This is a genomic window from Azospirillum sp. Sh1, from assembly GCF_008365135.1.
GTDB lineage: Bacteria > Pseudomonadota > Alphaproteobacteria > Azospirillales > Azospirillaceae > Azospirillum > Azospirillum oryzae.
In genome coordinates this window covers 35,413-49,028 of the sequence record NZ_VTTK01000004.1, presented here as the reverse complement: position 1 = coordinate 49,028, position 13,616 = coordinate 35,413, and the positions used below count along the sequence as shown (strand labels likewise).

General features: G+C 67.7%; 16 protein-coding genes. 8 read left to right on the top strand and 8 right to left on the bottom strand.

Going from position 1 to position 13,616, the window contains the following annotated elements; genetic code table 11:
* Window positions 1-37: 37 nt before the first annotated feature.
* Window positions 38-964, bottom strand: coding sequence for a LysR family transcriptional regulator (locus tag FZ029_RS06170; protein WP_149268434.1), 927 nt, complete (start codon window positions 962-964; stop codon window positions 38-40).
* A gap of 153 nt (window positions 965-1,117) precedes the next feature.
* Here FZ029_RS06170 and FZ029_RS06165 point away from each other — a divergent pair, with 153 nt between their 5' ends.
* A complete protein-coding gene (locus FZ029_RS06165; RefSeq protein ID WP_149268433.1) occupies window positions 1,118-2,104 on the top strand; it encodes an MBL fold metallo-hydrolase in 987 nt (328 codons plus the stop codon).
* Between the two features lie 6 nt (window positions 2,105-2,110).
* Here the strand turns inward: FZ029_RS06165 and FZ029_RS06160 are convergent, their stop codons facing one another.
* The 3 genes from FZ029_RS06160 to FZ029_RS06150 form a co-directional block, all read right to left on the bottom strand.
* Window positions 2,111-3,427: an aminotransferase class III-fold pyridoxal phosphate-dependent enzyme gene (locus FZ029_RS06160; protein ID WP_149268432.1), complete on the bottom strand. Its 1,317-nt coding sequence runs from the start codon at window positions 3,425-3,427 to the stop codon at window positions 2,111-2,113.
* Window positions 3,428-3,433: 6 nt separating this feature from the next.
* On the bottom strand, window positions 3,434-4,471 hold the full coding sequence (locus tag FZ029_RS06155) for a phosphotransferase (RefSeq protein WP_149268431.1): 1,038 nt from the start codon (window positions 4,469-4,471) through the stop codon (window positions 3,434-3,436).
* Between the two features lie 94 nt (window positions 4,472-4,565).
* Window positions 4,566-5,279 carry a GntR family transcriptional regulator gene (locus FZ029_RS06150; RefSeq protein WP_149268430.1) on the bottom strand — a complete coding sequence of 238 codons (714 nt, stop codon included), beginning with the start codon at window positions 5,277-5,279 and terminating at the stop codon, window positions 4,566-4,568.
* A gap of 132 nt (window positions 5,280-5,411) precedes the next feature.
* Between FZ029_RS06150 and FZ029_RS06145 the strand changes: the two genes are divergently transcribed.
* On the top strand, window positions 5,412-6,137 hold the full coding sequence (locus tag FZ029_RS06145) for an aspartate/glutamate racemase family protein (protein ID WP_188051828.1): 726 nt from the start codon (window positions 5,412-5,414) through the stop codon (window positions 6,135-6,137).
* Here FZ029_RS06145 and FZ029_RS06140 read toward each other — a convergent pair.
* Window positions 6,070-6,720 carry a class I SAM-dependent methyltransferase gene (locus tag FZ029_RS06140; protein ID WP_149268429.1) on the bottom strand — a complete coding sequence of 217 codons (651 nt, stop codon included), beginning with the start codon at window positions 6,718-6,720 and terminating at the stop codon, window positions 6,070-6,072. The two genes, FZ029_RS06145 and FZ029_RS06140, sit on opposite strands and share 68 nt — an antisense overlap.
* Window positions 6,721-6,766: 46 nt before the next feature.
* Complete coding sequence (locus tag FZ029_RS06135; protein WP_149268428.1) at window positions 6,767-7,450, bottom strand: GntR family transcriptional regulator; 684 nt, start codon at window positions 7,448-7,450, stop codon at window positions 6,767-6,769.
* A 152-nt stretch (window positions 7,451-7,602) separates the two neighbouring features.
* Here FZ029_RS06135 and FZ029_RS06130 point away from each other — a divergent pair, with 152 nt between their 5' ends.
* The 3 genes from FZ029_RS06130 to FZ029_RS06120 all read left to right on the top strand — a co-directional run bounded on the left by FZ029_RS06130 (window position 7,603) and on the right by FZ029_RS06120 (window position 10,490).
* The gene (locus FZ029_RS06130; RefSeq protein WP_109156303.1) at window positions 7,603-8,448 is read left to right on the top strand and encodes a fumarylacetoacetate hydrolase family protein; all 846 of its coding nucleotides are present in this window, start codon (window positions 7,603-7,605) and stop codon (window positions 8,446-8,448) included.
* A 246-nt stretch (window positions 8,449-8,694) separates the two neighbouring features.
* A complete protein-coding gene (locus tag FZ029_RS06125; RefSeq protein ID WP_247892160.1) occupies window positions 8,695-9,690 on the top strand; it encodes a 2-keto-3-deoxygluconate permease in 996 nt (331 codons plus the stop codon).
* 68 nt (window positions 9,691-9,758) lie between these two features.
* Complete coding sequence (locus tag FZ029_RS06120; RefSeq protein WP_149268426.1) at window positions 9,759-10,490, top strand: SDR family oxidoreductase; 732 nt, start codon at window positions 9,759-9,761, stop codon at window positions 10,488-10,490.
* 5 nt (window positions 10,491-10,495) lie between these two features.
* Here FZ029_RS06120 and FZ029_RS06115 read toward each other — a convergent pair whose 3' ends face one another.
* Window positions 10,496-11,410 (bottom strand): nickel/cobalt efflux transporter, encoded by a 915-nt coding sequence (locus FZ029_RS06115; protein ID WP_149268425.1) that lies wholly within the window; start codon window positions 11,408-11,410, stop codon window positions 10,496-10,498.
* Between the two features lie 9 nt (window positions 11,411-11,419).
* Window positions 11,420-11,689 (bottom strand): metal-sensing transcriptional repressor, encoded by a 270-nt coding sequence (locus FZ029_RS06110; RefSeq protein WP_085082254.1) that lies wholly within the window; start codon window positions 11,687-11,689, stop codon window positions 11,420-11,422.
* A 207-nt stretch (window positions 11,690-11,896) separates the two neighbouring features.
* Here FZ029_RS06110 and FZ029_RS06105 point away from each other — a divergent pair, with 207 nt between their 5' ends.
* From FZ029_RS06105 to FZ029_RS06095, 3 genes are read left to right on the top strand one after another with little or no spacing between them, the layout of a single operon-like run.
* Window positions 11,897-12,322, top strand: coding sequence for a YqaA family protein (locus FZ029_RS06105; protein WP_149268424.1), 426 nt, complete (start codon window positions 11,897-11,899; stop codon window positions 12,320-12,322).
* Window positions 12,323-12,353: 31 nt separating this feature from the next.
* Window positions 12,354-12,827: a YchJ family protein gene (locus FZ029_RS06100; protein ID WP_149268423.1), complete on the top strand. Its 474-nt coding sequence runs from the start codon at window positions 12,354-12,356 to the stop codon at window positions 12,825-12,827.
* 16 nt (window positions 12,828-12,843) lie between these two features.
* Entirely contained in the window at window positions 12,844-13,605 is a 762-nt protein-coding gene (locus FZ029_RS06095; protein WP_149268422.1) for a YkgJ family cysteine cluster protein, read from the top strand.
* The last annotated feature ends 11 nt before the right edge of the window (window positions 13,606-13,616 follow it).

The following is a 13,616-nucleotide window of genomic DNA, read 5'->3' as shown; positions in this document are numbered from 1 at the left end:
CGGACTCCGCCAAGCATCTCGACCGGACCGGCAGCGTTCAACCCTGAACACTGCCGTCCTCCAGGTCGATGTGCCCGACCAGGAAATCCAGGAAGGACCGCACCTTCGGCGGTTGGATCCGCCCGCCGGGAAAGACGGCGTGCAGGTCGACATCCGACCCCTTCCAGCCGTCCAGCACCCGCACCACCTGCCCGGCCGACCAGTAGGGCCGCATGGCGAAGTCGGTGGCGAGCACCAGCCCGCCACCGGCCAGCAGCGTCGGGACCAGCATTTCCGGATCGTCCGCCGCCATCACCGGATCGATGGGCACATCGACCTCTTCGGCGTTGCGGCCCCCATCGGTCCGGAACAGGCGCCAGCCGTAGCCGGAGGAACGCCGGGCGGTCATGTTCGCCAGCGTCAGATGCCGGGCCAGTTCGTCGGGATGGGCCGGCGTGCCATGGGCAGCACAATAGGAGGGGGCGGCGTAGACGTGGCGGGGCAGGACGCCCAGTTTGCGGGCCGCCATGGCGGAGTCCTGCAGCGCCCCCATCCGGATCGCCAGATCGATGTCCCGCGCCACCAGATCCAGATTCTGGTGGCTGAGCACCAGATCGATGCGGACATCGGGATAGCGGGTGCGGAAGCCGGGCAGAAGCGGTGCGATCACCTTCATCCCGAAGGATGGCGGGGTGGTGACCCTCAACCAGCCGCGCGGCGCGTCGCGAAGCTGGGCGACGGCGCTTTCGGCCTGTTCCAACTCCTCGGCGATGCGCCGGCAGCGCTCGAAATAGACGGTCCCCGCCTCGGTCAGCCCAATGCGGCGCGTGGTCCGGTGCAGAAGCTGGATGCCCAGACGCCGTTCGAGGTCGCGCACCTTGCGGCTGAGCGTCGTCTTGGGCAGCCGCAGCCGCAGGGCGGCCTTCGTGAAGCTGCCTTCCTCCACCACCTTGACGAAGGCGATGGTGTCGCCCAGGTCCTGCATCCGCGCCTGCCAATTGGATCTGAATTCGGCACAATGTTGCCCAAAGCCGGTGGGTAATCAAGCCGTCCACCCGGTGCTAGGTGATGAACCTGCGCGGCGGCCGGAACGAACGCCGCCGCTGGACCACACACCCGGATCGCACCAAGGACAGGCATGATGAAAACAATGATGCTGCTGCTGGCCGCCGGCCTGCTGTTCGCCGCCATCCCGGCCGGCCATGCCGCCGAAAAGGCCGGCGGTCAAAACGCCACCCAGGCGGTCACCCAATCGGCGGCCCAACCCTCCGCGGCCGGCGTCTATCGTTTCGCCGTCGGCGATCTCCGCATCACGGCGCTCAGCGACGGCACCCTGCCGCTCGGCATCAAGCCGCTGGTCAAGGGGCTGCCGCCGGAGCGCATCGACGCGCTGCTGGCCGAACGGTTCGAGCGCGACCCGCTGGAAACCTCGATCAACGCCTTCCTGATCGACGCCGGGTCGCGCCTTCTGCTGGTTGACACCGGGGCGGGCCAGTTGTTCGGACCCTATGGCGGCAAACTTCCGGTCAGCCTGGCCGCGGCCGGCTACCGCCCGGATCAGGTGACCGACATCCTGCTCACCCACATCCACACCGATCATTCCGGCGGGCTGGCGCTGGATGGGCGGATGGTGTTTCCGAACGCCACGGTCCATGTCGGTCAGGCCGATCTGGATTTTTTCCTGAACCGCGACAATACGGCCAAGGGATTGCAGCCCCGCCACTATGACGAGGCGGTCGCCACAGTCGGCCTCTATGTCAAGGCCGGCAAGGTCAAGCCCTTCACCGAACAGTCGGAAATCCTGCCGGGCGTCACGGCGGTCCCCACCCCCGGCCATACGCCCGGCCATGCCTTCTACCGGGTGGCCAGCCGCGGCGAGACCATCGAGTTCTGGGGCGACATCATCCATGTCGGGCCGGTGCAGTTCCCGCACCCGGAAGCCACTGTCGCCTTCGACGTCGACCAGGACGCTGCGCGCGCCCAGCGTCTGAAGCGCTTCGCCCAGGAGGCGGACAGCGGCCAGTTGACCGCCGCCGCCCATCTCAGCTTCCCCGGCCTCGGCCGCCTGCGGCACGACGGCGACGCCTATCGCTGGGTGCCGGTGGAGTACCGCAACCGCGAGTGAAGCCGGCTAAAGGGCAGCCAGCACCTCGTCCAGCGTGGCGAGGAACAGCCGGGCGTCGTCGGCCGAGAACACCAGCGGCGGCCGGATCTTCAGGATGTGCCCTTCCTGGCCGGTGGCGCTGATGAGCACCCGGCGCCGGCGCATGTCGTTCACCACGCGGGCGGTTTCCTCCGGAGCCGAGGTCTTCAGCTTGCGGTCGCGCACCATCTCGACGCCGATGAACAGGCCGCTGCCGCGCACGTCGCCGATCAGATCGTGCTTGGCGGCCAGCGCGCGCAGGCCCTCGATCATCTGCGTGCCGACGGCCAGGGCGTTCTCCTGCAGCCGCTCCGTCTTGATGACGCGCAGCACGGCGAGCGCCACGGCGCAGGACACCGGGTTGCCGCCGAAGGTGTTGAAATAGCGCTGGCTGCGGCCGAAAGCCTCGATCACCTCCGGCCGGAACACCGCCCCGGCCACCGGATGGCCGTTGCCCATCGGCTTGCCGACCGTCACGATGTCGGGCACCAGACCGTGGCGCGCGAAGCCCCACATGTGGGTGCCGAGACGGCCGAAACCGGGTTGCACCTCGTCGGCGATGAAGATGCCGCCGGCCTTGCGCATAACCTCCACCGCCGGGGCGAGGAAACCGGCCGGATCGGTAAAGACGCCGCTGCTGGAGAAGATGGTGTCGACCAGCAGCGCCGCCGGGGCGATGCCCTTTTCCCGCAGATCGGCGATGGCCGCCTCCACCGAGCGGGCGAAGGCAGCGCCGATCTCCGAATCCGGGATGCGGTAACTGTCCGGGGCCGGCACCACGCGGACATGGTCGCCGAGCTTCACCGCGCCGCCCAGCGAGGGCGACATCTCCGCCAGTGCCGAGGTGACGCCGTGATAGGCGTTGTGCGCGATGACGACGCCGGTGCCGCCGGTGTGATGGCGGGCGACGCGCAGGGCCAGATCGTTGGCCTCGCTGCCGGTGCAGGTCAGCATCAGGTGCGACAGCGGCGCCGGGAACTCCGCCAGGAAGGCTTCGGCGAAGTCGATGATGCCGTCGGTCAGATAGCGCGTGTGGGTGTTCAGCACGGCCGCCTGCTTCGCCATCGCCTCCACCACCTCAGGCCGGCAGTGCCCGACCGATCCGACGTTGTTGTAGGCGTCCAGATAGCGGTTGCCGTCCGCATCGAAGAGGTACGAGCCCTCCCCCCGCACCACATGGATCGGGTCGGCATAGAACAGGCGGTAGGCCGGGCCGAGAAGCTTTTCGCGGCGGGCGATCAGGGCGCGCTCGCGCTCCGGCAGGGAACCGGCGGCGTCGGGCGCATAGGCGTTGATCATGGTCATGACGGGTCACACTCTCTGGCAGGCGCGATGGAGCAGACGGCGCGCGGTGGCGGCCTCGTCGCCGGTCAGCTTTTCCAGGCCGGCGAAGGCGCGTTCGGCATTCCGCAGGATGTAGGCGGCGTTGGCCGGATATTCGGCAGCCCGCCAGCCGGTGATGGCGATGGTCAGGGCGAGGCGGGCGGCCACCAGATCGGGCAGCAGCTCCACCTCGTCCGCCGTCAGCGGCAGCACGGCGGTGAAGGCGCCGGTCATCTCGACCAGCGAGCCGAAGGGCGTCTCGCCGCTGGTGACGTGGTAGGCGAGGGCGGTCGCCAGATCGTTGACCAGCGGCGCTTTCAGCGCGTCGCCAAAGTCGATGATCCCGGTAACCGTCTCGTGCCCGACCGGATCGACCACCGCGTTGTGCGGGTTGAGGTCGTTGTGGATCACCTGATGCCGTAGGCCGGGCAGCCGCGGCGCCACCAGATCGGCGAAACGGGCGATGAAGCGCTCCACCATCCCGCGGCGCGGGCCGTCCGTCAGGTAATGCAGCCGGTCGGCGACACTGGCGGTGCGCGTGATGTCCCAAAGCAGGTCGCGCTCCGATCCGGGATGCTCGTAATCGGCCAGCGCCAGATCCAGCCGGGCCAGTGTTGTGCCCAACGCCCGCATCTGCCCCGGTGAGGCCGGCGCCGCGTGGAGCGGCGTGCCGTCGAGATAGGTCAACAGGCGCAGGACCATGGCGTGGCCGTCGACCCGGACGGTCGCCTGGGCCTCTCCATCCAGCGTCGGCACGACGCGCGGCACCGGCAGGGACGGGTCGCGGGCGGCCACATGCTGCATCGCCCCGGTCTGGAAGCTGGTGACGAGCGCCGGTTCCGCCGGGTTGGTGAACTTCAGCACATAGCCATTCCCCTCGGGGGTGGTAATGTGGAAGTTGCGGTCGCGCTCGCTGCTGAGTTCGCGGATGCTGCCGGTCACCCCGAAGCATCGCTGCATCATGGCGCCGGCCTCGATCGCGGAGATCGGCGGTGCGGCTGTGGTCAGAACATCAGGCTGCGTCATGACCGCACTCTCCTCGTCGCTCGAAGCTTTCAATGTTTGATGCATCATCTTCATGAACGGATCGGCCTTGCAAACCGATGAAGGGGGAGAAGCGTCAGGAAACCAGCGCCCTGGGCGCAGGGGTAAGGGCAGGGGCAGGATTGGCGGTCGCGCCGTCGATCCGCTCCAGGATCGGGCCGCTGGCCAGCAGGATGTCGGCCTGGATGGCGTGGGCGGCGGCCGGACCGTCGTGACGGCGGATGGCCTCCATCAGCGGGTAATGGTGGTCGATCATCGTGCGCCCGGCACCGCCATAGACGTCGGCGATCAGCGGCCCCATCTGCAGCCACAGCCGCCGCAGAATGTCGCCGAGCACCGGCATGTCGGCGATCTCCGACAGCTTGAAATGGAAGATCTGGTTGAGTTCGGTGGCCCGCGCGGTATCGCCGGCGGCCAGCGCGTCCTCATTGTGCTTCAGCAACGCTTCCAGCAGCGCGATCTGGGCCGAGGTTGCCTTTTCCGCGGCGCGCGCGGCGGCCAGCCCTTCCAGGTTGACGCGGATATCGCGGATCTCAAGGTAGGCGGCACGGGTCAGCATCGGCACGCGGATGTCGCGCGGCGAGCGCAGCACCAGAGCCTGATCCTGCACCAGACGCAGGATGGCGTCGCGCACCGGGGTGACGCTCGTCCCCAGCCGTTCGGCCAGATCGCGGATCTTGAGGCGGTCGTTCGGCTTGAACACGCCCTTCATCAGAGCCTCGCACAGCCGCTGGTAAATCGTGCTGCCGAGATTGTCATGTTCAAGAAGGGTGAGGTCGAACCCGCTCATCGTCTGCCCTTCACCCGCCGTCCGCTTTTGCTGTATGATGCATCATAGTGAGGCGGAAGCGGGCGGAGGTCAAGTCCCGCCGCACGTCCTGTCCATACCTGCCCGGCGGAAGGCCCAAGAAGGAGAGAGCGCATGAATGCCGAGACGACCGCCGACAGGACGTCGACCTTGCAGGGACCGCGCATCGCCTTGATCTATGCGCTGGAGGAATCTGTGGCTCCGGCGCGGGCCGCATTCCGGGCGCATTGGCCGGAGGCGCGGATCTTCGACCTTCTCGACACCTCGCTCGCCGTCGATCTGGCCGAGGCCGGCCGGCTCGACGAGGCGATGATGGGGCGTTTCCGGACGCTGGCCGACTATGCCGCCGGCACGATTGGGGCGGGCGGGCGGACGGCGGGTATTCTGTTCACCTGCTCCGCCTTCGCCCCGGCCATCGACGCCGTCAAGCCGCGCCTGCCGATCCCGGTCCTGCGGCCGAACGAGTCGGCCTTCGAGGCGGCGATGGCGGTCGGAAGCCGGATCGGCATCGTCGTCAGCTTCGGCCCGTCCGCCGACTCGCTGCGCACCGAGTTGCTGGCGATGGCCGCAGCCGCCGGCCGCCGGATCGAGGTCACCGTCGCCATCGCCGACGGCGCATTGGCCGCGCTGAAGAGCGGTGACGGCGACGGCCATGACGACCGCGTGGCCCGGACCGCCGGGCAGCTGGCGGGCTGCGATGTCGTCATCCTCGGCCAGTTTTCGATGGCGCGTGCCCAGGCGAGGCTGCAGCCGCTGCTGTCCGTCCCGGTGCTCACCACGCCCGCTGCGGCGGTGGAGGCGTTGCGCCGCCTGACGGCACCGCCGTTCCCTCATACATGAAGGTCATGATCTTCGGGCCCGGCAGGTGGTTTTCCGTCAGGTCCGTGATCTCGAATCCGGCCGCGCGGATCAGCTCGTCCATCTTCCGGTCCAGGTGGCAGCCCCCCGAACAGCGCGACCACAGCGGCGTCAGGCGGTGCTGCCAGCGCCGGACAGCCGGGGCCGGGGCAAGGCCATGCTCGACGAAGCGCAACTCCCCGCCCGGTTTCAGCACCCGGCGCGCCTCCGTCAGGGCGGCCGACGGGTCGGGGATGCTGCACAGGGACCATGTCACCACCACCGTGTCGAAGCTGCCGTCCTCGAACGGCAAGCGTTCCGCCGTCCGTTCCACCAGACTCACCGGGCGGGGCGACTGCGCCGCGGCCTGACGGGCCATGGCGAGAAGTTCGGCGGAGGGATCGATGCCGACGATCTCGTCGGCCGCCGCGCCATAGAAGGGCAGATTGCGGCCGGAGCCGATGCCGATCTCCAGAACACGCCCGCGCGCCTGCCCGGCAACCCTGGCGCGAGCCTCCGCGAGCATCGCCTGCCCCATGACCCAGTTGATCAGCCGGGGCAGGATGTGGTGGCTGTAAATGGCCATGCGTGCGTGCCTTTCGCTTGAACCTTTCACCTGAACGTGGGACGGCTCAGAGGGCCTCCTGCGTCTCGAACAGCCGCTGAACGGCGTCGGCCGTGCGCTGATAGTGGTCCTTCAGGGCCGCCACCGCCTCTTCGGCATTGCGGTCGATGGCGCAGGTCATGATCCGTTCATGCTCGCGAACCACGTCACGGTCCTGTTTGGGCACGCTGACCGACAGGCGGCGGTAACGGTCGGCCCGGACGAACAGCTTCTCGCACAGTTCGATCAGGATCGGCGACCCGCAGGCCGAGATCAGGATGCGGTGGAAATCGGCATGCCGCAGGTCCCAATCCTCGCGGATGGCGGTCGGCAGGTCGTCGCGTTCGCGGGGCAGGCGCGACATCATGTGGTGCGCCGCCAGCAGCCGACCCTCCCATTCCGAGTCGCCCCGTTCGATCGACAGGCGCAGCGCCTCGCCCTCCAGCAGTTTTCGGGTGGCGACGATGTCCAGCAGTTCGGCGACCGACAGTGGGGCCACCGAAAAACCGCGGTGATCGTCCGAGACGGTGAAGCCTTCCGCGGTCAGCCGGACCAACGCCTCGCGCACCGGCGAAACGCTCATGCCGCACAGGGCCTGCAAATCGGCGAAGCGCAGGCGCTGGCCGGGCTCCAGCACGCCGGAACGGATGGCCCGGTGAATGACGGCATAGGCATCGCCCGCCAGCGTGCGTGCCTCGGCACGGTCCTTCATGACTGCTCCCTCCAAACCGGCACCCACATTTTCGAAAATCCTATACTCATTCGAAAACCGTTGACAGGCTATATGATCCGTGGAAACTGTATGTTAACGCAGCAATCCTGAAAAGATGACCACGAAGCTGGTCGGCGCAAGGAGACGACGTTTTGAAACTCGTTCGCTTCGGGGCTCCGGGGGAAGAGAAGCCGGGCCTGATCGACAAGGACGGTTCCATCCGGGACTTGTCGTCGGTTGTCAAGGACATCGACGGTTCTTCTCTGAATAAAAGCAGCCTGGAGAGGCTCCGGTCCATCGCGGTCGATGATCTGCCCCTGGTCTCGGGCGCGGTGCGGTTGGGGCCGTGCGTGACCGGCGTCGGCAACTTCATCGCCGTCGGCCTGAACTATGCCGACCATGCGGCGGAAAGCGGCATGCCGGTTCCGGCGGAGCCGGTGCTGTTCAACAAGGCGCCGTCCTGCATCGTCGGCCCGGACGACACCGTGCTGATCCCGCCGGGGTCGGAGAAGACCGACTGGGAGGTCGAACTCGCCATCGTCATCGGCGAGCGCGCCTCCTACGTGTCGGAGGCCGACGCGCTGAATTACGTGGCCGGCTATTGCGTATGCAACGACGTGTCGGAGCGCGGCTATCAGCTGGAGCGCGGCGGCGGGCAGTGGACGAAGGGCAAGGGTTGCCCGACCTTCGGCCCGCTCGGCCCCTGGCTGGTCACCAAGGACGAGGTGGAGGACGTCCACAACCTCGCCATGACGCTGTCGGTCAACGGCCAGACCATGCAGAACGGCTCCACCCGGACGATGGTCTTCCAGGTGCCGTTCCTGGTTTCCCACATCTCGCAGTTCATGACGCTGATGCCGGGCGACGTCATCACCACCGGAACGCCGCCGGGCGTCGGCATGGGCATGAAGCCGCCGCGCTACCTGAAGCCGGGCGACAGCATCCGCGTCGAAATCCAGGGGCTGGGCGTGCAGAACCAGCGCGTCGCCGCCACCTGACCTGACATCCGGGCCGCGATCCGTCGCGGCCCCTCTTTTCCGGCGACGCGCGGGTTCGGCCTCCAGTTCGGCCGCCATGCCGCGTCCCGGCCTTCTTCGGCGTCCCATCGCCGCCCGTTCCAGTCAATGCAGAAAGCGGGAACTCGCCGTAGCGCGGGATTGCACCCGCTCGTTCATCCGAAATTCGTGGCCGAGACTTGCGGCCGAGATTTGTGGAGGAAGCGCCCCATGAACATAAAAGACAGAATGGATCGGATTCCCGGCGGCCTGATGCTGGTGCCGCTGCTGCTCGGTGCGCTGTGCAAGACCTTCGTGCCGGAGGCGCCCGCCTATTTCAAAGGCTTCACCCAGGGGATCATGACCGGCGTGGTGCCGATCCTGGCGGTGTGGTTCTTCTGCATGGGCGCGTCGATCAAGCTGAGCGCGACCGGAACGGTACTGCGCAAGTCAGGCACGCTGGTCCTGACCAAGCTGATCGCCGCCTGGATCATCGTGCTGGTGATGTCGCAGTTCATTCCGCCCGAGGGCATCCACACCGGATTCTTCGCCGGGCTGTCGATCCTGGCCATCGTCTGCGCCATGGACATGACCAACGGCGGGCTCTACGCCTCGCTGATGCAGACCTACGGCACCAAGGAGGAGGCCGGCGCCTTCGTGCTGACCTCCATCGAATCCGGTCCGCTGATGAGCATGATCATCCTCGGCGCGTCCGGCGCGGCGCATTTCGAACCGCAGATCTTCATCGGCGCCGTGCTGCCCTTCCTGGTCGGCTTCGCGCTGGGTAACCTGGATCCGAAGCTGCGTGCCCTGTTCGCACCGGGCGGTCAGTTGATGATCCCGTTCTTCGCCTTTGCGCTCGGCAACACCATCAATCTCGGTACGCTGTTCTCGCCGCTGCTCGGGCTGGGCGTTCTGCTGGCGCTCGGCGTCATCGTGCTGACCGGCATTCCGCTGATCCTGGCCGACAAGATCATCGGCCGCGGCACCGGCACCGCCGGCATCGCCGCCTCCTCCACCGCCGGCGCGGCTGCCGCCAACCCGGTGGCGATCGCCGCCGTCGCCCCGCAATTCGCCCCCGCGGCGGCCGATGCCACCGTGCTGGTGGCGATCTGCATCATCGTCACCTCCGTCGCCGTCCCGATCATCACCGGCCTCTGGTACAGGCGTTTCGGCCAGGGACTGGCTGAGACGAACCGCGCCGACACCCCGCTGATGCCGGTCGGGGCGACGCCGGTGGACTGACGCCGCAACCGTCCGTCCGCAGGAATCGTTATCCATACGCACCAAGCACCGTTTTCAGGAGTAGGACCATGACCGGAAAGCTGACCGGCAAGACCGCCGTCATCACGGGTGCGGCCCAGGGGATCGGCCGCGCGACCGCCGAACTGTTCGCCCGCGAAGGCGCGAACGTCGTCGCCACCGACGTCAACGGCGCCAAGCTGGCCGAACTGGCGGGGCAGGGGATCGAGACGCGGGTGCTGAACGTGCTCGACGATCAGGCGGTGCGTTCGGTCCTGGGCGAGATCGGCCGCGTCGACATCCTGTTCAATTGCGCCGGCGTGGTCCACAACGGCACGATCCTGGAGATGACCGACGATGAACTGGAGTTCGCCTTCGACCTCAACGTGAAGGCGCTGGTCCGCACCACGAGAGCGGTGCTGCCGACCATGCTGGAGCACGGCGACGGCTGCATCATCAACATGTCGTCGGTGGCGTCGAGCGTGAAGGGGGTGCCCAACCGCTTCGCCTACACCACCACCAAGGCGGCGGTCATCGGGCTGACCAAATCGGTCGCCGCAGACTATGTGGCGAAGGGCATCCGCTGCAACGCCATCTGTCCGGGAACGGTCGAATCGCCGTCGTTGCAGGAGCGGCTGTCGGCCCAGGGCGATTATCAGGCCGCCCGCGCCGCCTTCATCGCCCGTCAGCCGATCGGCCGCATCGGCCAGCCAGAAGAGATCGCCGAACTGGCGCTCCACCTCGCCACCGCCACCTACACCACCGGCCAGATCCACATCATCGACGGCGGCTGGGCAATGTAGGAGCGTCACGACAGGTGCGGTCCCCCGATCCAGGCCAGCGTAAGCCCAAGCCCCTGCAGGGCATGGACGCCGACATAGATCCCCACCAGGGTGATGACGGCGCTGGACAGGTAGGGGGCACGCCGGGCGAATTTGCCGAAGGCGTCCGACCAGCGCCGCTCGGCGTGGCGCATGCCCAGCGCGGCGACCGCCCCGGCGGCCACCAGCGTCAGGGCCAGGCCAATGCTGAAGCAGACGACCAGGGCGGCGCCGAGCGTCACCTCCTTGAGCTGCAGGCACAGCAGCAGGACGGTGATGGCCGCCGGGCAGGGGATCAGCCCGCCGGTCAGGCCGAACAGCAGGATCTGTCCGGTGGTGACGTGCCGGCCGGCGAAGCGGCGCTGGATGTCGCGGGCATGCGCCCGCTCATGCGCGTCCTGATAGTCTGACTGTCCGAGATCCAGTGCGCGCGGTGCGCCGGCGGTGGCATGGCTGTGCCCGCCATGGCTTTGGCCATGATGGTGATGCGCATGCCCATGGTGGTCATGGTCATGACCGTGGTGATGGTGGTGATCGTGCCCGGCCGCCTCGTGCCGCTGTTCCCGCCAGGTCCGCGCCGCCATCCACAGCGCCACCGCGACGATCAGCACCGCCGAGGCGAGCTGGAAATAGGGCTCGGTCGTCTCGGCATTCCAGCCACGGCCGATCCACATCCCTCCGAGGGCAACGGCCCACACCACCGCCGTGTGCGACAGCGTGGCGGCCAGACCGAGCATGACCGCCTGGCCGACGGTGCCGCGGATGGCGACGATGAATGCCGCCATCATGGTCTTGGAATGGCCCGGTTCCAGCCCATGCAGCGCACCGAGCAGGATGGCGCTCGGGATGAACAGCCAGGCGTTGGCGGCGCCTTGCTGCAGGAGGGCGGAAAACTCGGGCATCGTGGGTCTCTACAGATATTTCGTGATCGCCTTGAACTCCGCGATCGATGCCCGCGCTTCGGCGGGCGTGGCGTCGACCGCCGCGTCCAGGCAGTGATCCAGATGGTCGTGGATGAGCACCTTCTTGGCCTCGCGCACGGCGCTTTCCACCGCATGCAGCTGTTGGGCGAGGTCGAGGCAGGGCCGGCCGGCTTCGATCATCTCGATGATGCCGCGCAGATGTCCATCGGCCCGCTTGAGGCGCTTGATGATGTCGGGGTGGCTGTGGTGAGTGCTCATACCGAAATGGTATCCCCCCGGATAGGATATGGCAAGGCCGATGGCGGCGGAGGCTGTTCTGCCGGTTATGCCCGGTTATGCTTTGATTGCGCAGCATGCCGGGCGGAGTTGACCGCGCCCCTGATCTTGCTCTATCCCCCTGGATAGGATCGCCGCGGTGACGCGCGCGTGGCGGGCGTCCGCTCCCGCCGATCCGACGGAGGTCTTATGGACGATTTCGCCGGTCTGGCCGGCCTGTTCAGCGCCGCGCTGGTGGCGGCGACGATCCTGCCGGCCCAGTCGGAGGTGATCCTCGCCGGCATGCACATGGCCGGGACCCATTCGGCGCAGACGCTGGTGCTGGTCGCCACCGCCGGCAATGTGCTGGGGTCGGTGGTGAACTGGCTGCTCGGCCGCTACCTGATCCATTTCCGCGACCGCCGCTGGTTTCCGGTCAAGGCGTCGCTGATCGACCGCGCCACCGCCTGGTATCAGAAATGGGGGGTGTGGTCGCTGCTGCTGGCCTGGGCGCCCTTCATCGGCGACCCGCTGACCCTGGTCGCCGGCATCCTGCGGGAGAATTTCTGGATATTCCTGCTGCTTGTCACCATCGGCAAGGCCGCCCGCTACGTGGCGCTGGTGGTCGCCTTCTGATAGTCTTGCCACCTTTAACCGAGGACCAACGATGTCGTCTTGCCCCTGCTGTTCCGGCCGTTCCTTCGAAGAATGCTGCGGTCCCATCCTGGCCGGGGAGCCGGCGCCGACCGCCGAGGCGCTGATGCGGTCCCGCTACACCGCCTTCGTCCGCCACGAGCTGGACCATGTCGAGCGCACCCATGCCCCGGAAATCCGCGACGACTTCAACCGCGGCGAGGCGGAGCGGGTGGCGGAGGAGTCGGAGTGGCAGCGGCTCGATATCCTGCGCGCCAGCGAGGAGGGCGACATCGGGGTGGTGGAGTTCCAGATCCATTTCCGCAAGGACGGCAACGACATGCGCCATCACGAGCGGGCAAGCTTCCGCCGGGAGGATGGGCGGTGGCTTTACGTCAGCGGCGAGGTCAACCCGAAGGGCGAACCGCGCCGGGTGGTCAAGGTCGGGCGCAACGAGCCCTGTCCCTGCGGATCCGGCAAGAAGTACAAAGCCTGCTGCGGCAAGTGACCGGAGGGGCGACGCGATGGAACCGCGCTTCTCCTGCACCGCCTGCGGCAAATGCTGCCACGGCTGGCTGCCGCTGACGCTGGCGGACGCCGTCGCCCATGCCGGCCGCTTCCCGCTGGCGATGGTGTGGACGCCGGTACGGTCGAACGCCCGGTCCTACGAGCTGGCGACCCGTTTGGGCGCGACTGTGCGCCTGCCCAACCGCAAGACGGTGGCGGTGCTGATCGTGCCGACCGCCTATCTGCCGACCTCCCACCCCTGTCCGGAACTGCTGGACGACGGGCTGTGCGGCATCCATGAGACCAAGCCGTCGCGCTGCCGCACCATGCCCTTCTACCCCTACCGCGAGGAGAAGGATCAGGCCGACCTGTTGATCCCGCGCAAGGGCTGGCAGTGCGACACCTCGGCCGAAGCGCCCGTCGTCTATGCCAACCACGCCATTCTCGACCGCACGGATTTCGACCGCGAGCGGGGAGACCTGCTCGACCAGGCGCCGGCGATCCAGCGTTACGCCGACTATGTACTGAAATACATGCCGTGGATCGTCGACGAACTGGCGAAGCTGGCGGCCAAGCCGACCGGCGGCAATCTGGTCACCAGCCTGTCCTCCTTCCTCACCGCCACGCGCCGGCCGGATGCGGCGGACATCGCCGCCGCCCAGGCCCCGCTGTTCCGGGCGATGGCGGATCGGACGAAGGACGATCCGGCCTTGCGCGACTACCACCGCAACTACAGCGGATGGGCCAAGGAGATGGAGGGGCTTGCCCGGCGGAAGTAGCCCCCGCCTTT